Source organism: Paraburkholderia sp. J11-2, assembly GCF_905220185.1.
In the GTDB taxonomy this organism is placed as follows: Bacteria; Pseudomonadota; Gammaproteobacteria; order Burkholderiales; family Burkholderiaceae; genus Paraburkholderia.
In genome coordinates this window covers 78,197-105,192 of record NZ_CAJMYY010000010.1, presented here as the reverse complement: position 1 = coordinate 105,192, position 26,996 = coordinate 78,197, and the positions used below count along the sequence as shown (strand labels likewise).

Genomic DNA, 26,996 nt, shown 5'->3' with positions numbered 1-26,996 from the left:
CCCGATGTCGTCTCTCTCACTGAACACGAAACTCGATGGCAAGGTCGCAGTCGTTACCGGCGCGGCCAGCGGCATTGGCAAGCAGATCGCCCTCACGCTCGCGCAGGCAGGCGCTGCGGTCGCCATCGCCGACCTGAACCAGAGCGGCGCGGACGCCGTGGCCGAAGAGATCAAGGGCGCAGGCGGCAAGGCCATCGGCGTCGCCATGGACGTGACCAATGAGGACGCCGTGAACCAGGGCATCGACCGCGTCGCGGCCGAACTCGGCCCGGTCGATATCCTCATCTCGAACGCCGGCATCCAGATCGTGAACCCGATCGAGAACTACGCGTTTTCCGACTGGAAGAAGATGCAGGCCATCCATGTGGACGGCGCATTCCTCACCACCAAGGCGGTGCTCAAGCACATGTACAAGGACGACCGCGGCGGCGTGGTGATCTACATGGGTTCGGTCCACTCGCACGAGGCGTCGCCGCTGAAGTCGGCCTATGTCGCGGCCAAGCACGCGCTGCTCGGCCTCGCGCGCGTACTCGCCAAGGAGGGCGGCAAGCACAATGTGCGCTCGCACGTGGTGTGTCCGGGCTTCGTGCGCACGCCTCTCGTGGAAAAGCAGATTCCGGAGCAGGCCAAGGAACTCGGCATCTCCGAAGAAGAAGTGGTCAAGCGCGTGATGCTCGGCGGCACAGTGGACGGTATTTTCACGACCGTCGAGGACGTCGCGCAAACCGTGCTCTTCCTCTCGGCGTTCCCGAGCGCTGCGTTCACCGGCCAGTCCTTCGTGGTGAGCCACGGCTGGTTCATGCAATAACGCAGGCATCGAGCGCAGGAGGCGCGGCAATGGCGCAACGCAAGAAAGGGCAGGTCCAGTCGAGCGCAGTCGACGACGAAGTCGGCGCGCATGCCAGTGCACAGTCCGGCGCGCATGCCGGCAACGCACCGCATCCGCATGTTTCCCAGTGCGGCCCGCAGGCCAAGGAGTGGGAAACCATCGCGCTCACGCTGCAGGGGGGCGGGGCGCTCGGCGCGTATCAGGCGGGCGTGTACGAAGGGCTCGTCGAGGCCGGCATTGCGCCCAACTGGATCGCGGGCATTTCAATTGGCGCGCTCAATACCGCCATCATCGCGGGCAATGCGCCTGAGCATCGCGTGGCGCGTCTGCGCGAGTTCTGGGAAACGATCTGCCAGCCGGCCTACAGCTTCCCGTTGCCGTCCTTCGTCGAGCACGCGCTCTTCAATGCGAATGCCGCCGTGCGCAAGACGTTCACGGCCATGCAGGCGGCAGGCGCGATCATGGAAGGGCAGAAGGGCTTTTTCGTGCCGCGCTTTCCGCCGCCGCTGCCTCATGGGTCGGGCTCGCCCGAAACGGCCAGCTACTACGACACGAAGCCGCTCAAGGCGACGCTGGAACGTCTGTGCGACTTCGAGCGCATCAACTCGGGCGAAACGCGCGTGTCGGTGGGCGCGGTCAACGTGGGCAGCGGCAACTTCGTCTATTTCGACAACAAGACCACGAAGCTGCGCCCCGAGCATTTCATTGCCTCGGGCGCGCTGCCGCCAGGCTTCGCGGCGGTGGAGATCGACGGCGAGTACTACTGGGACGGCGGCCTGATGTCGAACACGCCGCTCTATGAGGTGATCCAGACCACGCCGCGGCGCGACACGCTCGCGTTCCAGGTCGATCTCTGGAGCGCACGCGGACCGGTGCCCGACAACCTCATCGACGTGCAGGGCCGCGTGAAGGACATTCAGTATTCGAGCCGCACGCGTCTCGTGACCGACATCCTGCAGCGCTCGCAGCGTTACCGCCATGTGCTGCGCGAGGTGCTCGATCGCGTCGCGCCCGAGCATCGCAATGATCCGTGGGTCGCACTGGCGGACGAGCTGTCGTGCTCGAAGAAGTACAACGTAATCCACCTCATCTACCGGCAGAAGGAATACGAGGGGCACTTCAAGGACTACCAGTTCGGCATCTCGACCATGCGCGAACACTGGGCAAGCGGTTTGCAGGACATCCGCGCCTCGCTCGCGCAGCCGGGCTGGCTCGACAAGCCCGATAACGACTCGGGTTTCGTCACGCACGATATCCATCGCGATATGCGTGGCCACGGCGCCTGAGTCATTCGCGCCTTTTGCCACTCGACAAAGAAAAAGGCGTCCGTTCTTTCGAACGGACGCCTTTTTTATCGCATCAGCACGCCGCGTTGCGGCAACGCCTTTACTTCAGCACTTGTGCGACTGCGCTTGCCACGACGTCGAGGTTGCGCGTGTTCAGCGCGGCCACGCAGATGCGGCCCGTGCTCACGGCGTAGATGCCGAACTCTTCGCGCAGGCGGTCGACTTGCGCAGCCGTCAGGCCCGAGTACGAGAACATGCCGCGTTGCACGTTGATGAAGTTGAAGTCGCGGTCCACGCCAGCGGCCGTGAGGCGCTCGACGAGGCCCGTGCGCATCGCGCGGATGCGGTTGCGCATTTCGCCGAGTTCCGCTTCCCACATGGCGCGCAGGTCGGCCGAGCCGAGCACGGCTGCGACCACCGAGCCGCCGTGCGTCGGCGGGTTGGAATAGTTCGTGCGGATCACGCGCTTGAGCTGCGAGAGCACGCGCGCCGATTCTTCCTTGCTGCTCGTGAGGATCGACAGCGCGCCCACACGTTCGCCGTACAGCGAGAACGACTTCGAGAACGACGACGAAACGAACACGTTGAGTTCCGAAGCGGCGAAGAGGCGCACGACTTCGCCGTCTTCCGCGATGCCGTCGCCAAAGCCCTGATACGCGATGTCGAGGAACGGCACGAGGTTGCGCGCCTTCACGACTTCGATGATCTGCTTCCACTGGTCGACCGTGAGGTCCACGCCGGTCGGGTTGTGGCAGCACGCGTGCAGCACGATGACGGTGCCGGCGGCGTAGCCGTTCAGCGCCGTGAGCATGCCTTCGAAGTTCACGCCGTTGGTCTGCGCGTCGTAGTACGGATACGCGATGACTTCAAACCCTGCGCTTTCGAACAGGGCGCGGTGGTTTTCCCAGCTCGGGTCGCTGATCGCGACCTTGGCGTTCGGGTTCACGCGCTTGAGGAAGTCGGCGCCGATCTTAAGCGCCCCCGTGCCGCCCAGCGCCTGCGCCGTCACGACGCGGCCCGCGGCGATCAGCGGCGAATCGTCGCCGAGCAGCAGTTTTTGCACGGCGGCGTCATATGCGCCGAGACCTTCGATCGGCAGATAGCCGCGCGGCAGACCGGCTTCCACACGCGCCTTTTCGGCTTCGCGCACCGCGCGCAGCAGCGGGATCTTGCCTTCTTCGTTGGTGTACACGCCCACACCGAGGTTCACCTTGGTCGCGCGCGCATCGGCGTTATAGGCTTCGTTCAGACCCAGGATCGGGTCGCGGGGGGCGAGTTCGACAGCGGAAAAGAGGGACATGATCGTTCGGCAAAAGTGAAGGAAGATCGGTTGGGCCGCATGCTGCACCGGCCACGGAACTCGCTATTGTAACGAATCCTCAAGCCGGATTTCCGCGGATTTGCCATTCTCCGCGCCGCTTTCAGGGCTATTTCCGGCACGATTGGGCGATTTCTGGCGCGCGCCCGCTTGGGCGTCTGCCTGGGCGTTCGCCGTGGCCGCGACGCGCGGGCCTTGCACTACTGCCGTTGCGCCCCATGTATGGCTGACCCCGCCTCGTCTCGCCCCAGGCTTGCCCATCGGCAAGATTCGGCAAGACGCTAGAATAGTTGTTTGCTCCGCGCACAGGATGCCCCCCATGTCCGACCACACCGTCGCCGACGCGAGCGCGCTCGACGAGTCGAAATTCGTCCAGTACGAAGGCTCGCCGTTCCAGCTCTACCAGCCGTACCCGCCGGCCGGCGACCAGCCGACGGCCATCGAAACGCTCGTGGAAGGCGTGGAGGACGGCCTCTCGTTCCAGACGCTGCTTGGCGTGACGGGCTCGGGCAAGACCTACACGATGGCGAACACCATCGCGCGCCTGGGCCGCCCGGCCATCGTGTTCGCGCCGAACAAGACGCTCGCCGCGCAGCTCTACGCCGAGTTCCGCGAGTTCTTCCCGCGCAATGCCGTCGAGTACTTCGTCTCGTACTACGACTACTACCAGCCGGAAGCCTATGTGCCGCAGCGCGATCTCTTCATCGAGAAGGATTCGTCGATCAACGAGCACATCGAGCAGATGCGGCTTTCGGCCACCAAGAGCCTGATGGAGCGGCGCGACGTGGTGATCGTTGCGACGGTTTCGGCAATCTACGGTATCGGCAATCCGTCCGAGTACCACCAGATGATTCTCACGCTGCGCCACGGCGACCGTCTCGGCCAGCGCGACGTCATCGCGCGCCTGATCGCCATGCAATACACGCGCAACGAGCAGGACTTCCAGCGCGGCACGTTCCGCGTGCGCGGCGACACCATCGACATTTTCCCGGCCGAACACGCCGAAATGGCCGTGCGCGTGGAACTGTTCGACGACGAAGTGGAAACGCTGCAGCTCTTCGATCCGCTCACGGGCCGCGTGCGCCAGAAGATTCCGCGCTTTACCGTCTATCCGTCGTCGCACTATGTGACGCCGCGCGAGACCGTGCTGCGCGCCGTTGAAACCATCAAGTCCGAATTGCGCGAGCGCCTCGAGTTCTTCCATACGGAAGGCAAGCTCGTGGAGGCGCAGCGCCTCGAGCAGCGCACGCGCTTCGATCTGGAAATGCTTCAGGAACTGGGCTTCTGCAAGGGCATCGAGAACTACTCGCGGCACTTTTCGGGCGCGCTGCCCGGCGAGCCGCCGCCCACGCTCGTCGATTACCTGCCGACCGACGCCATGATGTTCCTCGACGAGTCGCACGTGCTGATCGGCCAGTTCAACGGCATGTACAACGGCGACCGCGCGCGCAAGGAAAATCTCGTCGACTACGGCTTCCGGCTGCCTTCTGCGCTCGACAACCGGCCGCTCAAGTTCAACGAGTTCGAGCGCAAGATGCGCCAGGTCGTGTTCGTTTCGGCCACGCCCGCCGACTACGAGAAGAAGGTGACGGGTCAGATCGCGGAACAGGTCGTGCGGCCCACGGGCCTCGTCGACCCGGTGATCGAGGTGCGGCCCGCATCGACGCAGGTCGACGACGTGCTCGGCGAGATCAACGAGCGCGTGGCCGTGGGCGAGCGCGTGCTCGTCACGACGCTCACCAAGCGCATGGCCGAGCAGCTCACCGAGTTTCTCTCGGACCACGGCGTGAAGGTGCGCTATCTGCATAGCGACATCGACACGGTCGAGCGCGTGGAGATCATCCGCGACCTGCGTTTGGGCACTTTCGACGTGCTCGTGGGCATCAACCTGCTGCGCGAAGGCCTCGACATTCCCGAAGTCTCGCTCGTGGCGATTCTCGACGCCGACAAGGAAGGCTTCCTGCGCGCCGAGCGCTCACTCATCCAGACGATCGGGCGTGCCGCGCGTAACGTGAACGGCAAGGCCATTCTCTATGGCGACCGCATTACCGACTCGATGCGCCGAGCGATCGACGAAACCGAGCGCCGCCGCGCCAAGCAGATCCACTTCAACGAAGAGAACGGCATCGTGCCGCGCGGCGTGGTCAAGCGCATCAAGGACATCATCGACGGCGTCTACAACGTCGATGAAGCCCGCGCCGAGCTGCGCGAGGAGCAGGAGCGCGCGAAGTTCGAGGACATGTCCGAGAAGCAGATCGCCAAGGAAATCAAGAAGCTCGAAAAGCAGATGATGGACTACGCGAAGAACCTCGAATTCGAGAAGGCTGCCCAGACGCGCGATCAACTCGCGGTGCTGCGCCAGCGCGTGTTCGGGGCGAACGTGGGCGACCATCCGATCTGAGCATCGGGCCACGAGGCGGGTGGGGCGGCTTTGCGCCGCACCCTGCCTGTTCCATTCGAATGCCTTTCGTCAGATCCCGACGCTGCAACCGGGCCGCTAGCCGCCGTAAGCCCCTGTTAACAAATCGCTGCTAAAACCCTGTCGCGGTTGGGTTTTCCGCGCCTCCGAATTTGTCCCTCATCTGCATCGGTGTTAAACTTCGCCATTATTGAGAATTGTTCGCATTAGCGTTATTACATGGACGCAGCGAACGTAGGTCGGATGTAACCCTCATATATAAAAACCAGGAGTTTCGATGCGGATTCACTCTCTCTTGCGCGGCACTGCCGTCATCGCGGCCGCCACGGCGGCGCTTGCGGCCAACGCGGCGGAATACCCGATCGGCAAGCAGGCAATCCAGGGCGGCATGGAAATTGGCGCGGTCTATCTGCAGCCGATCACGATGGAGCCGGAAGGCATGATGCGCAAGGCCTCGGATTCCGACATTCACCTCGAATCGGACATCCACGCGGTCAAGAACAACCCGACCGGCTTCGCCGAAGGCGACTGGATGCCGTATCTGCAGGTTCACTACGAACTCACCAAGCCGGGTTCGAGCTACGTGCAAAAGGGCGACCTGATGCCGATGGTCGCCAACGACGGCCCGCACTACGGCGACAACGTGAAGCTCGCCGGCCCCGGCAAGTACCACCTCAAGCTGATCGTCGAGGCGCCGATGCAGACGGGCCACATGGCGTTCGGCCGTCACGTCGACAAGGAAACGGGCGTGGGCCCGTGGTTCAAGCCGATCACGCTGGAATACGATTTCCCGTTCGCGGGCATCGGCAAGAAGGGCGGTTACTAAGTCGTAGTTAGTGTCACCAGGCGGTGCGAGCGGCGGCGCGTATCTCGTCCAGCGCCGCCGCATGAATGGCAGCAAGGAGCAGGTAAAACCCATGACTGGAAAGCGGAAGTTTGCGGCGCTCGCGCTCAGCGCGTCTTTTGCGGTGTCGCTCGCGGGCGTGGCCACGATCGCGCACGCCGAAGATCTGCCCACGTTCAAGCTCGAAATGAACGACGGCAAGCTCAACCCGGCGCGCATCGAAGTGCCGGCGGGTAAGCGCATCAAGATCGAGGTGCGCAATACGGGCAAGGGCGCCGCGGAGTTCGAGAGCGTTCAGTTGCGCAAGGAAAAGGTGCTGGCGCCCGGCGCGGATTCCTTCGTTGTGATCGCGCCGCTCGATCCGGGCGAGTACAAGTTCTTCGACGATTTCCACCAGCAGGCGCAGGGCGTGATCGTCGCGAAATAAGCGTCGCGAAATAAGCGTAGCGAAGTAAGGCCGCTGGCGTGTAGCGCCGGTAGCGGGAGGTGTTGAATGGGTCAGGTGATGTTCATCGTGTGGCGGGAGAGCGTCGAAGCGCTGCTCGTCGTCGGGATTCTTTATGCGTGGCTGAAAAACGGCGACGCCGATGCGCGGCGCGGCGTGCCGTACCTGTGGGGCGGCGTGGCGCTCGGCATCGTTGCCGCTGTCGCGCTCGGCGCGGCGCTGGTCGGCTTCACCGAAGTGCTGTCGGGCGACGCGCAGGACTACTTCCAGACCGGCATGGTGCTGGTGGCGTGCGTGCTGATCGTGCAGATGGTGCTGTGGATGAAACGCCACGGCCGCACGCTCAAGCGCGAGATGGAAGAGTCGCTGGAAAAGAGCACGCGCGACGCGAACTGGTGGGGCGTGACGATTCTCGTCGCGCTGGCCATCGCGCGTGAAGGCAGCGAGACGGTGATCTTTCTCTACGGCCTCGGCTTCGGTCAGTCGGGCCATGTGGACGCGAGCCAGTATCTCGCAGTGCTGATCGGCCTCGCGCTGGCGTTCCTCACGTTCTATCTGCTTCAGCTGGGCGGCAAGATCTTCTCGTGGCGGCACTTCTTCCGCATCACCGAGATCATGCTGCTGTTCCTCGGCGCGGGCCTGTTCCAGACCGGCGTAGACAAGCTGATCGACAAGGAAATCCTGCCGACCATCGTCGACCAGGTGTGGAACTCCTCGGCGATCCTCGACGACTCGAGCACCTTCGGCTCGCTCGTCGCGACGCTCACGGGCTACCGCGCGCATCCGGCGCTCATGAACCTGGTCGCCTATGCCGTGTACTGGCTCGTGGTGTGGTTCCTCGTGCGGCGCGCGACCGGCCGCGCGGGCGTGGTTGCGAAGAGGAAGGCAGCATGAGTTGTGCATCCGCTCGCCCGACGCAGCCAAACGGGCGCCCTGGCAAGCTCGCCCAGGCGGGCCAGTGGATGCAACGTCACGGCGCGGCGATCCGCGCCGTGCAGTGGGTCGTCGTTGCCGTCTACGCATTCCTGATTCTCGTGCCGGCGGCAATGCCGCTGCCCGGCGACACGGCGCACCTGTGGAACAACCTCACGCTCGCGGCGCAGTTCGTGTTCTGGGGCATCTGGTGGCCGTTCGTGCTGCTCTCGATGGTGATGTTCGGCCGCGTGTGGTGCGGCGTGCTCTGCCCCGAAGGCGCGCTCACCGAGTTCGCCAGCAAGTTCGGACGCGGCCGCGCGATTCCGCGCTGGATGCGCTGGGGCGGCTGGCCTTTCGTGGCCTTTGGCCTCACCACGATCTACGGTCAGATGGTGAGCGTCTACCAGTACCCCAAGGCGGTGTTGCTCGTGCTGGGCGGCTCGACGCTCGGCGCGATGGTGATCGGTTTTCTGTACGGGCGCGAGAAGCGCGTTTGGTGCAAGTATCTCTGCCCCGTGAACGGGGTTTTTGCGCTTCTCGCGCGTCTCGCGCCGTTTCGCTTCAAGGTCGACGAAGACGCCTGGCGCAACTCCTACACGCACGGCGAGCACGGCGGGCATCGCGTGATTCCCGTGAACTGCGCGCCGCTCGTGCCGCTGCGCAACATGAAGGGCGCCGCGCAGTGCCACATGTGCGGACGCTGCAGCGGCCATCGCGACGCCATTGCGCTCTCGTGGCGCTCGCCCGGGGAAGAAGTGGTCGAGCTGGGCGACAGCCAGGCGAACCCGTGGGACACCGCGCTGATTCTCTACGGCCTGCTCGGTGTGGCGATCGGCGCGTTCCACTGGACGGGCTCGCCGTGGTTTATCGGCATCAAGCAATGGCTCGCCGGCTGGCTCATCGACCGCGACATCACCTGGCCGCTCGACACGAACGCGCCGTGGTTCCTGCTCACGCATTACCCGGAGCAGAACGACGTGTTCTCGTGGCTCGACGGCACGATGATCGTGGGCTATATCGTCGCCACGGCGCTCGTGTATGGCACGGCGCTGCTCGTGATCCTCGCGGGCTCGACGGCCGTGCTCGGGCGTTTCGAGATGCGGCGCCTGCATCACTTCGCGCAGTCGCTGATTCCTCTGGCGGGCGCGGGCGTGTTCCTCGGCCTCTCGGCCACGACGCTCTCGCTTCTGCGCGCCGAGCACGTGCCGCTAGACTGGGCCGCCGAGGTGCGCATTGCGATTCTCGTCATCACGAATCTCTGGAGCGCCTGGCTCGCCTGGCGTGTGACGGGCCGCTACAGCTCGCGGTTCTGGCAGCGCGCGCTGGCGTTCGCGGGCTTCGCGCTCGCGCTCGCCGTGGTGGACAGCGCGTGGTGGCTCATGTTCTGGGGCTGGGTGCGCTGAGCGCGCGTCGACGTTTCTTCGTCTGCTGCTGATATAGCCGACATACGAGGCATCAGCGCGTCGCGGCACAAGTCTGGGTTACTCTGAAGGACCGGGTTGGCGTGGGACACGCCAAACCCGGTTTTTGACTTTTCGGAGAGACGCATGCGAACGCGAGCAGTACTGACCGACGAAGACGTGATCCGGGTAGCCGACGCAGCCGTTGCGCACGCCCGCGCGAATGAATGGATCGTGACGATTGCCATCGTCGATGATGGCGGCCATCTGCTGTATCTACGCCGGCTCGACGCCGCCTCGCCCATTACCGCCGAAATCGCCGTAGCCAAGGCCCGCACCGCCGCGCTAGGGCGCCGCGAGAGCAAGGTGTACGAGGACGTCATCAAGCAGGGCCGCACGGCGTTTCTCAGCGCGCCGCTCACCGGCATGCTGGAAGGCGGCGTGCCCGTCATCGTGAACGGCGATGTCATTGGCGCGGTAGGGGTGTCGGGCGTGAAGTCCGATCAGGATGCGGCTATTGCGCGTGCTGGCATTGTGGCGCTTGGGGTCGAGTAAGCGCATCCATCGCCGCGCGTAGCGGCGCCAGAAAAACAAAAGCCGCGGACTCGTGCCGCGGCTTTTGCTCGGGGTGCATAGCCTCGGGCGGCTCACGCTTCGCGCGCCACTCCGTGCTTTGCATGGGACCGGAGTACGCGCTAAAGCGCCAACTCCGGATCGACACAGCTGTGAGAACAAAAAAATGGCGTGGCTTGCTTCGACGGCTGGCTTGAAGCTTGAAGGATGTCTGCACGAAGGGGTCTAGATCTCGCGTGCAAGCCGTCGTTGCTGGCTAATGCCCCAACGCCTCTCAGAGGAGGCGGTCCCCACAATACCCGGTTGAAACCTCGCGGTTTCCTATTTCGTCAGGATCAGCTTGCCGAGCCGGGTGGCCCGCAGCTGATACGTCTCGCCGTTGTGCATGATGCTCACATGGCTGCGGCCTTGCAGCAGCGCCGCGCTATCCAGCTTGCGCTCGTCGCCTGGCGCGGCGGCCGCCGTTTCGGCGATTTTGCGCGGCTTCGGCTGAGCGACGGCAGGTTTGGGCCGTGCGCTGGTCAGTGCCGAGCTGCCGTTGCGGCGCAAGCTTAGCGTGGAGGTGCGGTTCAGTTCGGTCATGAACGTGACGTCTTTGTCTCGATTCGATGGAATGATTCTAAATGATAATCGTTCACATTTACAACTACGAGATATTCATCGAAATCGAAAACCGATAGCCTGAGCCGAAGCGGACGTTGTGTCATGAATCGGCGTTTGCCATCCCGCACAGGGCGGTTTGACAAACGCCGGGTGCCTTCAGTGCAGCGCGTTCGGCGCGTTGCCGTCGCCTTGCACGAACTGGCGGATGAGCCGCACGGTGTCGATATCCGACTCGCGATAAGCCGACTTCACGATCTCGGAGGTCTGGCGATCGTCCTCGGTGTCGGCGGTCGGCAGCGTCGTGCGGTACTCGAAGCGCAGAAAGAGCTGCAGCGGATCGGGCTGCTCGATCGTCATCGTGAGCGAGCCGCCCACGTACTCGGGCGTTGCCATGATGTCGTAGCGCACGCTCTCGTTGGGTGTGAGCGTGACGCGGTCGCGCACCGTGGCGTGGCCATAGTGCAGCTCGCGCTCCATCGTGCTCTCGGTGCGCGAGAGGATCGTGCAGCTGTCGAGCCCGATCACGAAGAGCTGCGGCTGCTCGGCGCGCAGCACCAGCCCTTCCCACAGCTGCTCGCGCGTCATGGCCTCGACGAGCGGGTTCAGCGGATCGTTGATCTGGATGAGGTGTTCGAAATTCAAGGCGGCGCCTTCCTGTGTTTGTGTCCTTGCGCCGCCGCTCAAGCGACGACGAGGCCCGTGCGGATCGCGATCGTGTTCGTGAGCACCTTGTGGACCGGGCAGGCGTTGGCGATCTGCAGCAGGCGCTCGCGCTGCTCTTCGGTGAGTGCGCCTTCGAGCGCGATCTGGCGGTCGATCCTGGTGCCTTCGCTGCCGGTTTCCATCGTGAGCTTCACGCGTACGCCTTCGAGCGGCCACTCCTTGCGCTGCGCGTACATCTTCAGCGTGATGGAAGTGCAGGCGCCAAGGCTCGAGAGCAAGAGCGAGAAGGGCGACGGTCCGCGGTCGCCGCCGCCGAGCGAGGCGGGTTCGTCCGCGATCCAGGTGTGGGTGCCGTCGTCGAACTGGACCTGATAGTTCGTCGAGCCAATGTGTGCGGTGACTGCGGGTTCGGCCATGCGCTCCTCGCGGGCGGGACGGTTAAAGAGGGACGGGCGCGCGACCTGCGTTGCGCGCTCCGGAAACCTTATTGTGACGGAAAGCGGGCGTGCCTGTGGCGATGCGACAGAACCCGCTGCGGCGCTCGCCCCGGTTTCAGTGAGCGATGCGTCCCATGCGCCCGGCCTGATAGTCGAGCACCGCCTGGCGGATCTCCTGCTCCGTGTTCATCACGAACGGGCCGTAGCGCACGACCGGTTCGTTCAGCGGCACGCCGCCGATCAGCAGCACCTCGAGCGGCGCGCTCGCGTCGGCCGAAGCGGCGATCGTGACGGTGTCGCCGTCGCTCGCGAACGTCACCATCTGCTGGGCATCGATGGCTTGCCCCTGCGGGCCGTACAGACCGGTGCCCGAGAGCCCGTATGCAAACACGCGGTATTCGCTCGGCACCGGCTGCTCCACGCGCGCGCCGGGCGCGAGCGTGAAGTGCTGGTAGAGAATCGGCGTGCGCGTTTCGATTGCGGCCTTTGCACCGAGCGCTTCGCCGGCAATGACCTTCACCGAGACCTTGCCGTCCTTCGAGCGGCCCACCGGAATTTGCTCCGTGGGCAGTTCCTGGTAGCGCGGCGCCATCATTTTGTCGCGCGCGGGCAGGTTCACCCACAGCTGCAGACCATGCATGCGGCCGCCCGTGCGCGTGAATTCGGGGTCGGGCATTTCGCTGTGGATCACGCCTGCGCCGGCCGTCATCCATTGCACGTCGCCGGGGCGCAGCGTGCCCGAGTGGCCCGCCGAGTCCTTATGGCCGAAGCGGCCCTCGACCATGTAAGTGACGGTTTCGAAACCGCGGTGCGGGTGGTCGGGCGCACCCTTGGCCTCGCCGGGCGCGTAATCAACGGGGCCCATCTCGTCGAGCAGCAGGAACGGATCGAAGTCCATCAGCTGGCGGGTCGGGAACGGCCGATGGACGATGAATCCGCCACCCTCGGTGGTGCGAACTGCGGGATAAACGCGTTCGATCGTGCGGGTCGTGGTCATGGATCTCACCTCGAATTGTGGGAATTGCGTTATATGCGAAACAAACCGCTATTATAGGTACCCAATTTGGCCTGTTTTACGGCCTCATCGCAATGGATTGTCCCATCGCTGGAACGACGACATGAAAATCGATTCGCATAACCTCAACGACCTGATGTACTTCTCGCAGGTGATCGAGCATGGCGGCTTTTCCGCTGCCGAACGCGTGCTTGGCATCTCGAAGTCGCGTCTGTCGCGGCGGGTGAGCGAACTCGAGGCCTCGCTCGGCGTGCGCCTGTTGCAGCGCTCCACGCGCAAGCTCGCGCTGACGGAGGCGGGCGAACTCTTCTACGAGCATTGCCGTGCGATGCTCGCCGAAGCGCAGGCCGCGGTGAACGTCGTTCAGTCGCTGCGCTCGTCGCCGCGCGGCACGGTGCGCGTGAGTGTGCCGGTCACGCTTTCGCAGACCATCTTTTCGCAGGTGATTCCGGAATTCATGCATCGCTACCCTGAGGTGCGGGTGGTGATGCGCGTGACGAACCGCGTGATCGACCTGTTCGAAGATTCCGTGGATATCGCGTTGCGCGTGCGCTCCGAGCCGCCGCAGAACGCCAATATCGTGGTGCGGCCGCTGTGGCGCACCGAGCAGATGCTGGTGGGTGCGCCGAGCCTGCTCTCGCAGAACGCGCCGCCGCTCACCCCCGAGGACCTTTCGCGCTTCGAAACGCTCGATACACCCACGGGCGACGGGCGCCACGTGTTCCAGCTCATCGCACCCGATGGCACGCGTCATTCACACGAACACGAGCCGCGCCTCATCACCGCGGATCTCACGACGATCCGTGAGGCCGCCTTGCAAGGCCTTGGCATCGCTGCATTGCCGGAGATGATGTATGGCGCCGCGCTGCGCACGGGCAAGCTCTCGCCCGTGATGCCGGGCTGGACGTTGCCGGTGCCGCAACTCTATGCGGTATTCCTCTCGCGTCAGGGTATGGTTCCCGCCGTGCGCGCCTTCGTCGATTACCTCGTGGAAGTGCTCGATGCCGATAAGAGCTTGCAGCAGGAGTGTCCGCTCAGAAGCGACGTTGCCGCGCTTGCAGCGAAGGCAGAAGGGCAGAGCACACCGAGCGCGCAGGTTGGGCTGCCACGCACAAAGAGCGCCAGCAAGATCGAAACGGCATGAAGCTTTGCGAACGTGCACGCGCGTGCGCTTGTATGAAGCTTGGCTTGCTGCGCAGTGCATTCGTGCATTACGTATAGCGCCATTTGTTTTTAGGCATTCAAGCGTGACCAGCCATCGCTACATTCAATGGCCTAACTCTTGTAGGCGTGAAGCGAGAGGAATATATTGAAGTCCTTCTCGCCAAGCACCGGTCTTGAGCGGGAATTGATGGCCGCTATCATAGTGGGCCTTCAGGGCCGAAAGCGCAGTCCGTGTTGCCCACGGCAGTCGCATGTGCCGGTGTGAACCGATCGATTGTCGGGGAGTCGCCGCCACCGCCCGAATGCGCCGCGTGCGCACGAAAAAAGGCCTTCATCTGACGATGAAGGCCTTTTACTTTGTACCGCTGAATTAAGCGTGCTGCGCGCACCGATGCACGCAGCGAGCCGCTTAGTGATGCGCCGGGTCGGTGACGAAGCCAAGCTTCGTGAGGCCGCCGCTCTGCGCCGCGGACATCACCTGTGCAACGCGTTCGTATTGCACCTTGCGGTCCGCGTTCAAATGCAGTTCCGGCTGCGGCGTGGTTTGCGCCGCGGCCGCGATCTTCTGGTTCAGCGCTGCGTCGTCCACTTGCGTGCCGTCCCACAGCACCGTGCCGTCCGCTTCGATCGAGATATTGATCTGCGCGGGCTTCGTGTCTTCCTTCTGGCTGCTCGCGTGCGGCAGGTCGATCTTCACGGCGTGACGAATCACGGGAATCGTCACCATGAAAACGATCAGGAGAACCAACATGACGTCGACGAGCGGCGTCATGTTGATTTCGTTCATCAGGCCATCGTCGTCGTCGCTGGCAAAGGGGCTCATCGCCATGATGCTTGCCTCCGCTCTTTAATGGCTGCGCGCAGCGACACGCAGGTTGCCCGTGTTGCCTTCCTTCGACTGGCCACGGGCCGTCGAGGAGAGGCGCGCGCCCGTCACGAAGAAGGCATGCAGGCCGTGCGCGAAGCGGTTGAGCTTCGAGACGATTGCCTTGTTGGCGCGGGTGAGGGCGTTGTAGCCCAGCACGGCGGGAATGGCGACGAACAGGCCGAACGCGGTCATGATGAGCGCTTCACCCACGGGGCCGGCCACGGCGTCGATCGAGGTTTGGCCCGTTGCGCCAATCGTAAGCAGTGCGTGATAGATGCCCCACACCGTGCCGAACAGGCCGACGAACGGCGCCGTGCTGCCGATCGAGGCAAGAATGGCGAGGCCGCTTTGCATCTTCGCGACCGACTCGTCCATGGTGTCCTTAAGGCAGCGGGTGACCCAGTCCGACACGTCCATGCGGTCGTGCAGATGCGGCTGCGTCTGGTGATGATGATCGGCGGCTTCCTGGCCCGACAGCGCGAGCGCGAGGAACGGGTTGTCTTCAGGCGAGCCGCTGCCGAGTTTCTTCACGCCGTCGGCGAGATCGTCCGAGTGCCAGAACTGCTGCTCGGCGTTCTTCGTGAGGCGCTTGAGTCGCGCGACGTTCCAGCCCTTCACGACGATCACGCACCACGACAGCACCGACATGATCAACAGCGCGAGCGCGATGCCGCGCGTCACGAAATCCCCTTGCGCCCAGACGTGGGCGATACCGTAGTTCTGCATTGTTAGTCCTCTTTATTCAATTCATGAAAGCGTGTGACTTCAGCCGGTCAATCGTTCAGGCTGAACTCGAAGGGTTGCGTGTAGGCCGCGCGCACGGCTTCGCCGTTTTCCAGGTACGGCTTGCACGAGCTTTGGCGCATCGCGTCGAGCGCGGCGTCGTCGAGGCGGGCGGAGCCGCTCGACTTCTTCAGCTCGATGTTCTCGATCTTGCCGGTGAGGCCCACGACGAAGTGCACGAAGGCCGTGCCCGTTTCGCCGCGCCGGCGCGAGAGCGTCGGATAGTCGGGCTGCACGATGCGGCAGTCGAGGTGCGATACGTTCTTGGGCGCCGAAAGCGCCATGGTCGGCTTGGCGTCGGTGGCCGCGGCGGCTTGCGGTGCGGGCGCGGGCGGCGTGGGAGCCGGCGGCGTTGGCGCGCTAGGCGCGGCCGACTCGATCGCGTGCTGCGAGGGCGCTTCGGCCACGGGCAGCGGAGTCGGCTTGGGCTTGGGCTGCACCTTCGGCTTTTCGCGCGTCACGTGCGGGACCGGCTTGGGCGGTGGCGGCGTGGGCGTGGACTGAATCGCAGCGGGGGCGGCGACCGGCTCGGGCTTGAGCAGTTCGGCCGTCATCGTTTGCGACAGGAGTGCGACGGGCGTCACGGGTTCGCGCTTCATCAGCACGACGCCGATGAGCGCGGCATGCAGCGCGACCACGATCGCGCTCGCCGTGACGACACGGCGATTGACGTGAACAGTGGAAGACGGCAGCGTGCCAGCGGTGGTTTGGAAAGCCTGCATGTTTAGCGTGGCTGCCATGCGGACAGCGGCGCGCAGGCGAACCGGCGCGTCGTGTCGGGCAGCTTTATTTGCGAAAGATCAACAGCGAGATGCACAGCGTCGTTACGAATCCGATCAGCAATTCCATCACGACCTCCTTTGAGGGTCACGAGCGGTAGCTGGCTGGTCGGGAGACGGGCTTGCTGTCGGCGGCGATTTGACATCCGCGGCGCCTGGCACGCGAGGCGCCTTTGGCTAAGCGGGCGGACGGGGCGGGCGCGCATCGGTGGCTGGATGCGCGCCATGGCTTCAGGCAGCCTTGCGCTCGTAAAACGTGAGCGGAACCGCATGAGGGACTACGGCGGGGGCGACCGGATGCGTCACCCCGCAGCGGCTCGCGCAAACACCGCTTTGCGCCATCACGTCACGAACGGATTCTTCGCACTTGCCGCAGCAGGTCGCGACGCCGAGCTCGAACTGCAGCTCGTCGAAAGAATCCATGCCTTCCTCGATGGAGGCGCGGATCGTCCGGTCGGAGACGGATTTGCAAACGCAGACAATCATGATGGACCGCAATAGAGAGAGTTAATGCGAATTATTATCATTATGTTTGCTGGGTTTGGCAAGCGGGTAGACGGATTTTTTGTAACAAAACCGGATGCTTAGCAGGGGTTTTGCTTTGGGTCAGGAAATGACGGACGAGAGAGGGATGGTTGCCAAGGCGCTGAACGGGCCGGCAAGCGGTCAGCCGTGGCGTTAGCCCCGCAGGTTTGGGTAGCGGCGATGGAGCTTGCTAGCGGGCTTCAGGCAGGAGCCAGATGGTACGCGGGCGGTGAGTCAGGCGCGCAGAAACGGGGTTGAAACGACAACACCCTGCGAAACGCGAATCGCAAACTCTGGAATTGCGCCTGGTGTAGCGCCGGCGCGTCAGGCCGCGTTCGCTTCGAGTTCCCGCGTGCGGCGCGAGGGGATGACCACGCGTTCGACATTGGCGTCGAGCCCCAGCAGCGCGGCGGCCAGCTCATGCAAATGCGCGCCGTCGCTCGTCGAGCAGAAGCGGATGTCGTCGGCGCCCGCGCCTGCAGGCTCGCCGCCCGCGCGCAGGCCGTGCTGGTCGAGCACGCGTTCGAGCTGCCGGGCGATGGCGACGCTCGTGTCGACGAGCGTCATGCGTTCGCCGACGATCGAGCGGATCGCGGTGTCGAGAAACGGGTAGTGCGTGCAGCCGAGCACGAGCGTGTCGGCGCCCGCGTCGAGCATGGGCTCGACGTAGGCGCGCAGCAGTGCGAGCAATTCGGCTGAACTAATGTCGCAGCGCTCCACGGCTTCCACGAGGCCATGGCCAGGCTGGCACAGCACGCGCAGGTCGGCGGCGTGACGTTCCACGAGCGCCTGAAAGCGTGCGCTGCGCAGCGTGACCTGGGTGGCGAGCACGCCGGCCACGCGCGATTTCGAAACCAGCGCCGCCGGCTTGATCCCAGGCTCCACCCCGACGAGCGGGACGGAGAGCCGCTCGCGCACGAGCGCGATGGACTGCGCCGTGGCCGTGTTGCAGGCCACTACCAGCGCCTTCGCACCCTGCGCGACTAGCCATTCGCAGATCGCGAGCGTGCGGTCGGCAATGAAGTCGTCGTCGCGCTGGCCATACGGCGCGTAGCGCGAGTCGGCGACGTACACGAGCCGTTCCGCGGGCAGCAGCGCGCGCACGGCGCGAAGCACCGAAAGGCCGCCGAGACCGGAGTCGAAAATGCCGACAGGCGCAGCGCGGGAAGAGGCCGGTAGGTTCACGGAGATGGGCGCAGAAGGGTGGGTGCGCATCCGCAAGGCGGACGGATGCGCGCAAGCCGCGAGGCGTGCGATCAGGATTCTACCGAACCCATGGCCGACTGCTGGTAATTCTGGATGCCGATCTTACCGATGAGGTCGAGTTGCGTTTCGAGCCAGTCGATATGCTCTTCGGTGTCGTCGAGAATCTTCACGAAGATTTCGCGCGAAATGAAATCACGCACCGATTCGCAATACACAATGGCTTCCTTGCAGGTGGACTGCGAAATCTGTTCGAGCTTCAAATCGCACTCGATGATTTCCTTGGTTTCCTCGCCAATCAGCAGCTTGTGCAGGTCTTGCAGGTTCGGCAGACCGTCGAGCATGAAAATACGTTCGATGAGCCAGTCGGCATGCTTCATTTCGCCGATCGATTCGTCATATTCATGCTTGCCGAGTTTCTCGAGGCCCCAGTGCTTGTACATGCGGGCATGCAGAAAATACTGATTGATAGCCGTGAGCTCGTTCTTGAGCTGCGCGTTCAGATATTCGATGACCTTCTTGTCGCCTTGCATAGTCTTTCCTTTCTTTGTGGGGCGGTGGCTGGTTTCCAACAATAAACGCTCAATACACAAAAGCCAAGGCCGAATCTACGTTGAATTGCGGTAAATATCGGCGATTTACTGTGTGCTGAGAATTAATCTCAGTACGCTTTCTCGCGGCGCAAATAAAAACCGGGGCGCGAGGCCCCGGTTTTTAAACAGGCATCAGGCGAGCATCAAACCGTGGCGACCGGAATCTTGCCGATCTTTGCTTGCCATTCGGCGGGGCCGGTCTTGTGGACCGAGGTGCCCGACGAATCGACCGCGACCGTCACCGGCATGTCCTGCACGTCGAACTCGTAGATGGCTTCCATGCCGAGGTCTTCGAACGCGAGGACCTTCGAGCCGCGGATCGCCTTCGAAACGAGGTAAGCCGCGCCGCCCACCGCCATCAGGTAAGCCGCCTTGTGCTTCTGGATCGCCTCGATCGCGACCGGGCCGCGCTCGGCCTTGCCGACCATCGAGATGAGGCCCGTTTGCGAGAGCATCAGTTCGGTGAACTTGTCCATGCGGGTGGCCGTGGTGGGGCCTGCCGGGCCGACCACTTCGTCGCGCACCGGATCGACCGGGCCAACGTAGTAGATCACGCGGTTCTTGAAGTCCACCGGCAGCTTCTCGCCCTTCGCGAGCATGTCGGCGATGCGCTTGTGCGCGGCGTCGCGGCCCGTGAGCATCTTGCCCGAGAGCAAGAGCGTCTGGCCCGGCTTCCACGAAGCGACTTCTTCCGGCGTGAGCGTGTTGAGGTCAACGCGCTTGCTGGTTTCCGTGTTCGGTTCCCAGTTGACCTTCGGCCATGCGTCGAGCGAGGGCGCTTCGAGCTTGGCCGGGCCCGAGCCGTCGAGCACGAAGTGCGCGTGGCGCGTGGCCGCGCAGTTCGGGATCATCGCGACGGGCTTCGAAGCGGCGTGCGTGGGAGCCGCGTGAATCTTCACGTCGAGCACGGTGGCGAGGCCGCCCAGACCCTGCGCGCCGATGCCGAGCGCGTTGACCTTCTCGTGCAGTTCTACGCGCAGTTCTTCGATCCAGTCCTTCGGACCGCGCTTGATGATGTCCTGGATGTCGATGGACTCCATCAGCGATTCCTTGGCCATCAGCATCGCCTTTTCGGCGGTGCCGCCGATGCCGATGCCGAGCATGCCCGGCGGGCACCAGCCCGCGCCCATCGTCGGCACGGTCTTGAGCACCCAGTCCACGATCGAGTCGGACGGGTTGAGCATGACGAACTTCGACTTGTTCTCCGAGCCGCCGCCCTTGGCCGCCACCTGAACGTCGACCTTGTCACCCGGCACGATCTCGTAGTGGATCACGGCCGGCGTGTTGTCCTTCGTGTTCTTGCGGCCGCCTTCGGGCGGGCTCACGATCGAGGCGCGCAGCACGTTGTCCGGGTTCAGGTAACCGCGGCGCACGCCTTCGTTGATCATGTCGGTCACGCCCATCGTGGCGCCGTCCCAACGCACGTCCATGCCGACCTTCACGAAGATCGTGACGATGCCGGTGTCCTGGCAGATCGGGCGGCGGCCTTCGGCGCACATGCGGCTGTTCGTGAGGATCTGCGCGATCGCGTCCTTCGCGGCCGGGCTCTCTTCGAGCTCGTACGCGCGGCCGAGTGCCTCGATGTAGTCCTGCGGATGGTAGTAGCTGATGTATTGCAGCGAATCCGCAATGCTCTGGATGAGGTCTTCCTGTTTGATGACGGTCATGGCTAGCTTCTGTGGGGACGGGTGTTTTGAATTTATGTACAGCGAGCGCGGTTCAGTCTGCGTCGGCGGTTTCGGGAACCGCCTGACGCGCGAGCGCATGCCCGCCTGGCACCGGATGGCGCGCGGCGAGCTCCTGATAGTGTTCGGGGTGCGTATGCGTGGTGATGCGGTCGATCCACGCCATCACGAGCGCGGAAGCGAGGAACGCCACGTGGATGATCACCTGCCACATCACCGTATGCGACGAAGCGGCGTCGGGATTGATGAAGGTCTTGAGCAGGTGGATCGACGAAATGCTAATGAGCGCCATGGCGAGCTTGACCTTCAGCACGCCGGCGTTCACGTGGTCGAGCCATTCGGGCTCGTCGGGATGGCCTTCGAGATTCAGGCGCGAGACGAAGGTCTCGTAGCCGCCCACGATCACCATGATGAGCAGGTTCGAGATCATCACCACGTCGATCAGGCCGAGCACGGCCAGCATGATGCTGGTTTCGTCGAGCGTGGTGGCGTGGCTCACGAGGTGCCAGACCTCCTTGAGGAACAGCACGCAGTACACGGCTTGCGCGACGATCAGACCCAGATAGAGCGGCACCTGCAGCCAGCGGCTCATGAAGATGATGCTGGGCAGCGGACGCATGCGGCGACGGGCTTTACCCGGTGCGGCGGCGGAAGGCGGCTGGGGGCGTGCGGCGGACATGGGCAATCACGGTGGCGAAATCGGGCGGGGCCGCAGGGGCGAGGTCGTCTGGTTGGGGCCAGAAGGCGCGCGCGAGGGGCCGGGCGGGCGCTATTGTACAGCGTCGCAGGAGGGGCCCGCCGGGATTCCGACAGGCCCGCGCCCGCTGCGATGCTTTCAACCTGATTACGCGGCGCTCATGAGACCACGGTCGGCAGACGCTTTGCCTTGAGGCTCGCGAGCCCGATGCCGGCTACCACGCAGGCGAGCGCAATGCCGTGCGCGGGTGTGGGGCGCTCGCCAAGGAACGTGATGCCATAGAGAGCGGCCGCCACGGGCAGCACGGCGGTAAACACGCCCGCGATACTGCCCGGCACGTGGCGAATGCCCATCATCCAGAGACAGAACGAGAACACGCTCGCCGAAAGCCCGTACCAGAGCGCGAGCCACCAGATGCCTGCGGGCACGGCAGAAAAATCGAACGACAGTGCGCCGGGCAGTCCCACGGGCAGCATCAGCAGAAAGCCGAACAAGTGTGTGTATGCGCAGATGTCGAGTGGCGCGAGCGTTTGGGTGAGCCGGCGCGACAGGATCACATAGAGCGATTCGCAGCACACCGCGCCGAGCACCATCAGGTTGCCGACGAACGAGCTTGCGCCGGTATCGCCGCCGCCCACGTGTGCGAGATTGATGACGGCGATGCCGGCAATGGCGAGCGCGATGGAGGCGAGCGCGCGCGCATCGGGGCGCTCGCGCAGGAAGAGCCAGGAGAAGAGGGCGACCACGGCGGGAATCGTGCTCGTGATGACGCCGGCCGCGACCGCGCTCGTGCGATGCACGCCGCCGAGCATCAGCAGCGTAAACCCGAATGTCCCAAAGAGCGCCTGGAGGAACAGATTGACCCATTCGCCGCGCTTCACCTGTTGCATTTTGGAGCGGCGCAGCAGCGGGCCGAGCACCGCGAGGGCGACCACGAAGCGCAGCAACGCAAAGAGTGGAACAGGAATGAAGGCGACGATCGACTTGCCGATGCCGACGTTGCTGCCCACGAGCAGCATCGAGGCAATGAGAAACATGTAATAGCGATTCAAGCTGGAATCCGGGTGCGCAGTTCAGTTAGCATTCTAAATGTCTGCTTACTTGCGTGCCATGGCGCGCGACTTGCAATGCCTGCATGTGCGCGCGTAAGTGGGTGGTAAGTTGCTACGCTTAATCTTGCCGGCATGGGTGGTTTGCGCCGATCGTCTTGCCGCACGTTCGTGCTGCGAGTCGTGCTCAGAAGCGCGCCGCCATGCATGCTGCAATGCCACAATGGCGGCTTGCAGCGCAAGCCAATAGCGCCGCGCGCCCGTATGGGCGGCGGCGCACGGAGACGGCGCGCAGGGGCATTGAAGATGCTCATGCGTGTCCACGAGTTTGACGTTTCATCTTCACCAAGGGGTTGTCGATGTCTGCGATTGAATCGGTTCTTCAGGAACGCCGCGTCTTTGCGCCTTCCGAGCAAACGGTGGCTGGCGCCACGGTGTCCGGCATGGACGCCTACAAGGCGCTGTGCGCCGAAGCCGAACGCGATTACGAAGGCTTCTGGGCGCGCCTCGCGCGTGAAACGCTGACCTGGCAAAAGCCGTTCACGAAGGTGCTCGACGAATCGAAAGCGCCGTTCTACACGTGGTTCGAAGACGGCGAACTCAACGCCTCGTACAACAGCCTCGACCGCCACGTCGAAGCGGGCAATGGCGAGCGCGTCGCGATCGTCTTCGAAGCCGACGACGGCACCGTCACGAACGTCACCTACAAGGACCTGCTCGCGCGCGTCTCGCGCTTCGCCAATGCGCTGAAGAAACGCGGCGTGAAGAAGGGCGACCGCGTGGTCATTTACATGCCGATGTCGGTCGAAGGCGTAGTCGCCATGCAGGCCTGCGCACGTATTGGCGCGACGCACTCGGTGGTGTTCGGCGGCTTCTCGTCGAAGTCGCTCAACGAACGCATGGTCGACGTGGGCGCGGTCGCGCTCATCACCGCCGACGAACAGATGCGCGGCGGCAAGGCGCTGCCGCTGAAGAACATCGCCGACGAAGCGCTCGCCATGGGCGGCTGCGAAGCGGTGCACAGCGTGATCGTGTACCAGCGCACGGGTGGCAAGGTCGCCTGGCGCGAAGGCCGCGACCACTGGATGCACGAAGTCTCGGCGGCCGAGAGCGACACGTGCGCGCCGGTGCCCGTGGGCGCGGAACACCCGCTCTTCATCCTCTACACGTCGGGCTCGACGGGCAAGCCGAAGGGCGTGCAGCACAGCACGGGCGGCTACTTGCTGTGGGCCGCGCAAACCATGAAGTGGACCTTCGACTACAAGCCGAGCGACGTGTTCTGGTGCACGGCCGACATCGGCTGGATCACGGGCCACAGCTACATTGCTTATGGACCGCTCTCGATCGGCGCGACCCAGGTGGTGTTCGAAGGCGTGCCCACGTACCCGAACGCGGGCCGCTTCTGGGACATGATCGCCAAGCACAAGGTCACAGTGTTCTACACGGCGCCCACCGCCATTCGCTCGCTCATCAAGATGTCCGAAGCCGATGCGAAGGTGCACCCGAAGAGCTACGACCTTTCGTCGCTGCGCATTCTCGGCACGGTTGGCGAGCCGATCAATCCCGAAGCGTGGGTGTGGTACTACGAAAACGTGGGCGGCAAGCGCTGCCCGATCGTCGATACGTGGTGGCAGACCGAAACGGGCGGCCATATGATCACGCCGCTGCCGGGCGCGACGCCGCTCGTACCGGGCTCGTGCACGCTGCCGCTGCCAGGCATCATGGCCGCGATCGTCGACGAAACCGGCCAGGACGTGCCGAACGGGCAGGGCGGCATTCTCGTCGTCAAGCGCCCGTGGCCGTCGATGATCCGCAACGTCTGGGGGCAGCCGGAACGCTACAAGTCGGGCTACTTCCCCGAGGAACTGGGCGGCACGCTGTATCTGGCGGGCGACGGCAGCGTGCGCGACAAGGACACCGGCTACTTCACGATCATGGGCCGTATCGACGACGTGCTGAACGTCTCGGGGCACCGCCTTGGCACGATGGAGATCGAGTCGGCGCTGGTGGCGAACCCGCTCGTGGCCGAAGCCGCCGTGGTGGGCCGCCCCGACGACACCACCGGCGAAGCCGTGGTGGCGTTCGTGGTGCTCAAGGCCACGCGTCCGCAAGGCGACGAGGCCGTGAAGCTTGCCAACGATCTGCGCGCCTGGGTGGGCAAGGAAATCGGCCCGATCGCGAAACCGAAGGACATCCGCTTCGGCGAAAACCTGCCGAAGACGCGTTCGGGCAAGATCATGCGCCGCCTGCTGCGCTCGCTCGCGAAGGGCGAGGCGATCACGCAGGACGTTTCCACGCTGGAAAACCCGGCGATTCTCGATCAGCTTGGCGAATCGCTCTAAACGCTGAGGTTCGCGCGGCGCCTTGCCTGGCGCCGCGCGTCGCATTGCTCCCCGCATTGACCCCGATTGCCGGCCATACGCGTTTTTGCTACACAGGCGCATGGCCGCGCCACACACGACACCACAGAACAATCTCAATCCCTTGCCTGAGCCGCCTCCGGTGAGCGAGGCGATGGCGCATGCGCATCGGCGCTACTGGCGCTTCAACGTCGCGCTGATCGCCGTGCTCATGACGATCGGCTTTCTCGTCTCGTTCGTCGCGCCGCTCTTTGCGCGCACGCTCGCCAACGTGCGTTTCGCGGGTTTCAGCCTGCCGTTCTACCTGGGCGCACAGGGCGCGATCCTGCTGTACGTGCTGCTTGTCACGATCTATATCGTGCTGATGCAGCGCGCCGACCGCGTGCTGCAAGCCGCGCGCGAAGCCGACGCCGCCATACGCGAGGCGAGCAGGGCCCAGCAACGATGAAGCTCGCGCACCGGCTAATCCGCTCCTACGCGCTGTACACGCTCGGGTTTCTCGCCTTCGTCTATGTGATGTGGCGCATCGAGCTTTCCACCGGCCCCGGTATGTGGATCGGCTACGTATTCCTGTTCGTGCCGATCGCGGTGTACGCGGTGATCGGGCTGCTTTCGCGCACGTCCGACCTCGTCGAATACTATGTGGCCGGGCGGCGCGTGCCCTCGTTCTTCAACGGCATGGCGACGGCCGCCGACTGGCTTTCCGCCGCGTCGTTCATCGGCCTCGCAGGTTCGCTCTACGCGAGCGGCTACGACGGCCTCGCGTATCTGATGGGCTGGACAGGCGGCTACTGCCTCGTCGCCTTCCTGCTCGCGCCGTATGTGCGCAAGCTCGCGCGCTATACGATTCCCGACTTCCTCGGCACGCGCTTTTCGAGCAACCTCGTGCGCGCGCTCGCCGTGCTCGCGACCATCCTCTGCTCGTTCGTCTACCTCGTCGCGCAGATCCAGGGTGTCGGGCTCATCGCCACGCGCTTCATCGGCGTGGATTTCGCCATCGGCATTTTTTGCGGGCTGGCGGGCATACTCGTGTGCTCGTTTCTCGGCGGCATGCGCGCCGTCACGTGGACCCAGGTCGCGCAATACATCATTCTGATTGCGGCCATCCTGATTCCGGTTTCGCTGATCGCGCATCGCGACGGCCTCGGCTGGCTGCCGCAAGCCGACTACGGCAACGTGATGCGGCGCGTGGAAGCGCTCGAGCGCGACGTGCGCGGCGCGAGTGCCGAGGCTACCGTGCGCGACGCATACCGCAAGGGCGCGGCGCAGTGGCAGACGCGCCTTGACACGCTGCCGCAGTCGTATGTCGCGGAGAAGACGCACCTCGTCGAGTCGCTTGCGGACCTGCGCCGCCACAACGGTCCGCTGCGCGATATCGATTCGCTCGAGCGTCAATTGAACGCGTTCCCGCGAGACGTGGACGCCGCACGCATGATGTGGACGCGCCAACGCGACGACCTGCTCGAGCGCGCCACGCCGCCCGTGCCGATGAACGAGCCGTTCCCCGCCGCCGACGAAGCGGAGCGGCGCATTCATCAACGCAATTTCCTCTCGCTACTCCTCTGCCTGTCGCTTGGCACGGCGAGCCTGCCGCACATCCTCACGCGCTACAACACGACGACTTCGGTGGCCTCGGCGCGGCGCTCGGTGGGCTGGACGCTCTTCTTCGTCGCGCTCTTTTATCTGACCGTGCCCGTGCTCGCGGTGCTGATCAAGTTCGAGATCCTCACGCATCTGGTAGGGCAGCGCTTCGACGATCTGCCGCATTGGGTCATGCAGTGGCGGCGCGTCGAGCCGTATCTCATCGGCATCGCGGATGTGAACGGCGACGGCGTGGTGCGATGGAGCGATATTCAGATGCAGCCCGACATGGTCGTGCTCGCTGCACCGGAAATCGCGGGGCTGCCGTACGTGATGTCGGGGCTCATTGCTTCGGGCGCGCTCGCGGCGGCGCTTTCGACTGCGGACGGCCTGCTGCTCACGATCTCGAACGTGCTTTCGCACGACGTGTACTACCACATGGTCGATCCGGACGCGTCGAGCCAGCGGCGCGTGACGATGTCGAAGATCCTGCTCCTCGGCGTGGCGCTGTTCGCTTCGTATGTGGCGTCGCTCAACGCGGGCAACATTCTTTTTCTGGTGGGGGCGGCGTTTTCACTCGCGGCTTCGAGTCTCTTTCCCGTGCTCGTGCTCGGCGTGTTCTGGAAGCGCACGACTCGGTTGGGGGCGGTGGCCGGCATGGTTGCGGGCTTGACCGTGTGCGTCTATTACATCGTCTCGACGTACCCGTTCTTTACGCAACTTACGGGCTTTGTGGGTGCGCGATGGTTTGGCATCGAGCCGATCAGTTCGGGCGTGTTCGGTGTGCCTGCAGGATTTCTCGTGGCGATTGGCGTGAGTTTGCTCGATCGTAAGCCGGACGCTTATACGCTTGCGTTGGTGGACTATATCCGGCACCCGTGAGGGTAGGGACGTGATTGCGGGTGTGCGTTCGAGCACTTTGCCAATGCGCGGGAGAGGGGATACTGAAGTCCTCTCGTTCC

The 26,996-nt window shown here is 64.1% G+C and carries 26 protein-coding genes; 12 read left to right on the top strand and 14 right to left on the bottom strand.

The annotated features are described in order from the left end of the window. Positions 1–4 precede the first annotated feature (4 nt). Entirely contained in the window at positions 5–808 is an 804-nt protein-coding gene (locus tag U5A57_RS16015; RefSeq protein WP_233882158.1) for a 3-hydroxybutyrate dehydrogenase, read from the top strand. A gap of 29 nt (positions 809–837) precedes the next feature. After that, complete coding sequence (locus U5A57_RS16010) at positions 838–2,115, top strand: patatin-like phospholipase family protein (RefSeq protein WP_321912414.1); 1,278 nt, start codon at positions 838–840, stop codon at positions 2,113–2,115. A 100-nt stretch (positions 2,116–2,215) separates the two neighbouring features. On the opposite strand, the gene U5A57_RS16005 is transcribed toward U5A57_RS16010, so the two are convergent. Continuing rightward, positions 2,216–3,415, bottom strand: coding sequence for an amino acid aminotransferase (locus tag U5A57_RS16005; protein WP_321912412.1), 1,200 nt, complete (start codon positions 3,413–3,415; stop codon positions 2,216–2,218). A 337-nt stretch (positions 3,416–3,752) separates the two neighbouring features. Here U5A57_RS16005 and uvrB point away from each other — a divergent pair, with 337 nt between their 5' ends. The 6 genes from uvrB (at position 3,753) to U5A57_RS15975 (ending at position 10,011) form a co-directional block, all read left to right on the top strand. Continuing rightward, the gene (gene uvrB / locus U5A57_RS16000; RefSeq protein ID WP_321912410.1) at positions 3,753–5,834 is read left to right on the top strand and encodes an excinuclease ABC subunit UvrB; all 2,082 of its coding nucleotides are present in this window, start codon (positions 3,753–3,755) and stop codon (positions 5,832–5,834) included. 295 nt (positions 5,835–6,129) lie between these two features. After that, complete coding sequence (locus tag U5A57_RS15995) at positions 6,130–6,678, top strand: iron transporter (RefSeq protein WP_158758149.1); 549 nt, start codon at positions 6,130–6,132, stop codon at positions 6,676–6,678. A gap of 91 nt (positions 6,679–6,769) precedes the next feature. After that, a complete protein-coding gene (locus U5A57_RS15990) occupies positions 6,770–7,123 on the top strand; it encodes a cupredoxin domain-containing protein (RefSeq protein ID WP_321912406.1) in 354 nt (117 codons plus the stop codon). Positions 7,124–7,189: 66 nt separating this feature from the next. Further along, positions 7,190–8,035, top strand: coding sequence for an FTR1 family iron permease (locus U5A57_RS15985; RefSeq protein ID WP_321912404.1), 846 nt, complete (start codon positions 7,190–7,192; stop codon positions 8,033–8,035). Further along, a complete protein-coding gene (locus tag U5A57_RS15980) occupies positions 8,032–9,459 on the top strand; it encodes a 4Fe-4S binding protein (protein WP_321912401.1) in 1,428 nt (475 codons plus the stop codon). The genes U5A57_RS15985 and U5A57_RS15980 overlap by 4 nt, the downstream gene beginning before the upstream one ends. 144 nt (positions 9,460–9,603) lie before the next feature. Next, on the top strand, positions 9,604–10,011 hold the full coding sequence (locus U5A57_RS15975) for a GlcG/HbpS family heme-binding protein (protein ID WP_321912399.1): 408 nt from the start codon (positions 9,604–9,606) through the stop codon (positions 10,009–10,011). 339 nt (positions 10,012–10,350) lie between these two features. On the opposite strand, the gene hemP is transcribed toward U5A57_RS15975, so the two are convergent. The 4 genes from hemP to U5A57_RS15955 form a co-directional block, all read right to left on the bottom strand. After that, on the bottom strand, positions 10,351–10,611 hold the full coding sequence (hemP, locus tag U5A57_RS15970; RefSeq protein ID WP_321912397.1) for a hemin uptake protein HemP: 261 nt from the start codon (positions 10,609–10,611) through the stop codon (positions 10,351–10,353). Between the two features lie 177 nt (positions 10,612–10,788). After that, positions 10,789–11,274 carry an SRPBCC family protein gene (locus U5A57_RS15965; RefSeq protein WP_321912395.1) on the bottom strand — a complete coding sequence of 162 codons (486 nt, stop codon included), beginning with the start codon at positions 11,272–11,274 and terminating at the stop codon, positions 10,789–10,791. Between the two features lie 38 nt (positions 11,275–11,312). Next, positions 11,313–11,711 carry an OsmC family protein gene (locus U5A57_RS15960; RefSeq protein ID WP_321912394.1) on the bottom strand — a complete coding sequence of 133 codons (399 nt, stop codon included), beginning with the start codon at positions 11,709–11,711 and terminating at the stop codon, positions 11,313–11,315. A gap of 136 nt (positions 11,712–11,847) precedes the next feature. Continuing rightward, positions 11,848–12,729: a pirin family protein gene (locus tag U5A57_RS15955; RefSeq protein WP_321912392.1), complete on the bottom strand. Its 882-nt coding sequence runs from the start codon at positions 12,727–12,729 to the stop codon at positions 11,848–11,850. Between the two features lie 121 nt (positions 12,730–12,850). On the opposite strand from U5A57_RS15955, the gene U5A57_RS15950 reads away from it, so the two are divergent. Then, positions 12,851–13,891 (top strand): LysR family transcriptional regulator, encoded by a 1,041-nt coding sequence (locus U5A57_RS15950; RefSeq protein ID WP_321912390.1) that lies wholly within the window; start codon positions 12,851–12,853, stop codon positions 13,889–13,891. 429 nt (positions 13,892–14,320) lie between these two features. On the opposite strand, the gene U5A57_RS15945 is transcribed toward U5A57_RS15950, so the two are convergent. The 9 genes from U5A57_RS15945 to U5A57_RS15905 form a co-directional block, all read right to left on the bottom strand. Continuing rightward, on the bottom strand, positions 14,321–14,740 hold the full coding sequence (locus tag U5A57_RS15945) for an ExbD/TolR family protein (protein ID WP_133183537.1): 420 nt from the start codon (positions 14,738–14,740) through the stop codon (positions 14,321–14,323). A gap of 18 nt (positions 14,741–14,758) precedes the next feature. After that, positions 14,759–15,505: a MotA/TolQ/ExbB proton channel family protein gene (locus U5A57_RS15940; protein ID WP_321912387.1), complete on the bottom strand. Its 747-nt coding sequence runs from the start codon at positions 15,503–15,505 to the stop codon at positions 14,759–14,761. A gap of 47 nt (positions 15,506–15,552) precedes the next feature. Then, on the bottom strand, positions 15,553–16,284 hold the full coding sequence (locus tag U5A57_RS15935) for an energy transducer TonB (RefSeq protein WP_321912386.1): 732 nt from the start codon (positions 16,282–16,284) through the stop codon (positions 15,553–15,555). Between the two features lie 288 nt (positions 16,285–16,572). Further along, positions 16,573–16,827 carry a bacterioferritin-associated ferredoxin gene (locus U5A57_RS15930; RefSeq protein ID WP_321912384.1) on the bottom strand — a complete coding sequence of 85 codons (255 nt, stop codon included), beginning with the start codon at positions 16,825–16,827 and terminating at the stop codon, positions 16,573–16,575. A gap of 363 nt (positions 16,828–17,190) precedes the next feature. Further along, the gene (gene murI, locus U5A57_RS15925; protein WP_321912382.1) at positions 17,191–18,051 is read right to left on the bottom strand and encodes a glutamate racemase; all 861 of its coding nucleotides are present in this window, start codon (positions 18,049–18,051) and stop codon (positions 17,191–17,193) included. Positions 18,052–18,122: 71 nt separating this feature from the next. Then, positions 18,123–18,602: a bacterioferritin gene (gene bfr, locus U5A57_RS15920; RefSeq protein WP_233882110.1), complete on the bottom strand. Its 480-nt coding sequence runs from the start codon at positions 18,600–18,602 to the stop codon at positions 18,123–18,125. 203 nt (positions 18,603–18,805) lie between these two features. After that, on the bottom strand, positions 18,806–20,329 hold the full coding sequence (locus U5A57_RS15915) for a fumarate hydratase (protein ID WP_321912380.1): 1,524 nt from the start codon (positions 20,327–20,329) through the stop codon (positions 18,806–18,808). A 52-nt stretch (positions 20,330–20,381) separates the two neighbouring features. Then, entirely contained in the window at positions 20,382–21,026 is a 645-nt protein-coding gene (locus U5A57_RS15910; protein ID WP_321912378.1) for a TIGR00645 family protein, read from the bottom strand. 176 nt (positions 21,027–21,202) lie between these two features. Next, positions 21,203–22,096, bottom strand: a complete 894-nt coding sequence (locus U5A57_RS15905) for a DMT family transporter (RefSeq protein ID WP_321912376.1) — start codon at positions 22,094–22,096, stop codon at positions 21,203–21,205. A 356-nt stretch (positions 22,097–22,452) separates the two neighbouring features. On the opposite strand from U5A57_RS15905, the gene acs reads away from it, so the two are divergent. From acs to U5A57_RS15890, 3 genes are all read left to right on the top strand, one after another. After that, entirely contained in the window at positions 22,453–24,435 is a 1,983-nt protein-coding gene (gene acs, locus U5A57_RS15900) for an acetate--CoA ligase (protein WP_321912374.1), read from the top strand. Positions 24,436–24,535: 100 nt separating this feature from the next. Next, on the top strand, positions 24,536–24,901 hold the full coding sequence (locus tag U5A57_RS15895) for a DUF4212 domain-containing protein (RefSeq protein ID WP_321912372.1): 366 nt from the start codon (positions 24,536–24,538) through the stop codon (positions 24,899–24,901). After that, positions 24,898–26,916: a VC_2705 family sodium/solute symporter gene (locus U5A57_RS15890; protein ID WP_321912371.1), complete on the top strand. Its 2,019-nt coding sequence runs from the start codon at positions 24,898–24,900 to the stop codon at positions 26,914–26,916. The genes U5A57_RS15895 and U5A57_RS15890 overlap by 4 nt, the downstream gene beginning before the upstream one ends. The last annotated feature ends 80 nt before the right edge of the window (positions 26,917–26,996 follow it).

Bases quoted from the DNA above. Each gene is read 5' to 3' on its own strand.
- U5A57_RS15980 (WP_321912401.1), top strand. From the start codon at position 8,032: ATGAGTTGTGCATCCGCTCGCCCGACGCAGCCAAACGGGCGCCCTGGC.
- U5A57_RS15915 (WP_321912380.1), bottom strand. From the start codon at position 20,329: ATGACCGTCATCAAACAGGAAGACCTCATCCAGAGCATTGCGGATTCG.
- U5A57_RS15975 (WP_321912399.1), top strand. From the start codon at position 9,604: ATGCGAACGCGAGCAGTACTGACCGACGAAGACGTGATCCGGGTAGCC.
- U5A57_RS15985 (WP_321912404.1), top strand. From the start codon at position 7,190: ATGGGTCAGGTGATGTTCATCGTGTGGCGGGAGAGCGTCGAAGCGCTG.
- U5A57_RS16015 (WP_233882158.1), top strand. From the start codon at position 5: ATGTCGTCTCTCTCACTGAACACGAAACTCGATGGCAAGGTCGCAGTC.
- U5A57_RS16005 (WP_321912412.1), bottom strand. From the start codon at position 3,415: ATGTCCCTCTTTTCCGCTGTCGAACTCGCCCCCCGCGACCCGATCCTG.
- U5A57_RS15960 (WP_321912394.1), bottom strand. From the start codon at position 11,711: ATGGCCGAACCCGCAGTCACCGCACACATTGGCTCGACGAACTATCAG.
- U5A57_RS15990 (WP_321912406.1), top strand. From the start codon at position 6,770: ATGACTGGAAAGCGGAAGTTTGCGGCGCTCGCGCTCAGCGCGTCTTTT.
- U5A57_RS15930 (WP_321912384.1), bottom strand. From the start codon at position 16,827: ATGATTGTCTGCGTTTGCAAATCCGTCTCCGACCGGACGATCCGCGCC.
- U5A57_RS15945 (WP_133183537.1), bottom strand. From the start codon at position 14,740: ATGGCGATGAGCCCCTTTGCCAGCGACGACGACGATGGCCTGATGAAC.
- U5A57_RS15995 (WP_158758149.1), top strand. From the start codon at position 6,130: ATGCGGATTCACTCTCTCTTGCGCGGCACTGCCGTCATCGCGGCCGCC.
- U5A57_RS15950 (WP_321912390.1), top strand. From the start codon at position 12,851: ATGAAAATCGATTCGCATAACCTCAACGACCTGATGTACTTCTCGCAG.
- U5A57_RS15895 (WP_321912372.1), top strand. From the start codon at position 24,536: ATGGCCGCGCCACACACGACACCACAGAACAATCTCAATCCCTTGCCT.
- uvrB (WP_321912410.1), top strand. From the start codon at position 3,753: ATGTCCGACCACACCGTCGCCGACGCGAGCGCGCTCGACGAGTCGAAA.
- U5A57_RS15940 (WP_321912387.1), bottom strand. From the start codon at position 15,505: ATGCAGAACTACGGTATCGCCCACGTCTGGGCGCAAGGGGATTTCGTG.
- U5A57_RS16010 (WP_321912414.1), top strand. From the start codon at position 838: ATGGCGCAACGCAAGAAAGGGCAGGTCCAGTCGAGCGCAGTCGACGAC.
- U5A57_RS15955 (WP_321912392.1), bottom strand. From the start codon at position 12,729: ATGACCACGACCCGCACGATCGAACGCGTTTATCCCGCAGTTCGCACC.
- hemP (WP_321912397.1), bottom strand. From the start codon at position 10,611: ATGACCGAACTGAACCGCACCTCCACGCTAAGCTTGCGCCGCAACGGC.
- U5A57_RS15935 (WP_321912386.1), bottom strand. From the start codon at position 16,284: ATGCAGGCTTTCCAAACCACCGCTGGCACGCTGCCGTCTTCCACTGTT.
- U5A57_RS15890 (WP_321912371.1), top strand. From the start codon at position 24,898: ATGAAGCTCGCGCACCGGCTAATCCGCTCCTACGCGCTGTACACGCTC.
- acs (WP_321912374.1), top strand. From the start codon at position 22,453: ATGTCTGCGATTGAATCGGTTCTTCAGGAACGCCGCGTCTTTGCGCCT.
- U5A57_RS15910 (WP_321912378.1), bottom strand. From the start codon at position 21,026: ATGTCCGCCGCACGCCCCCAGCCGCCTTCCGCCGCCGCACCGGGTAAA.
- bfr (WP_233882110.1), bottom strand. From the start codon at position 18,602: ATGCAAGGCGACAAGAAGGTCATCGAATATCTGAACGCGCAGCTCAAG.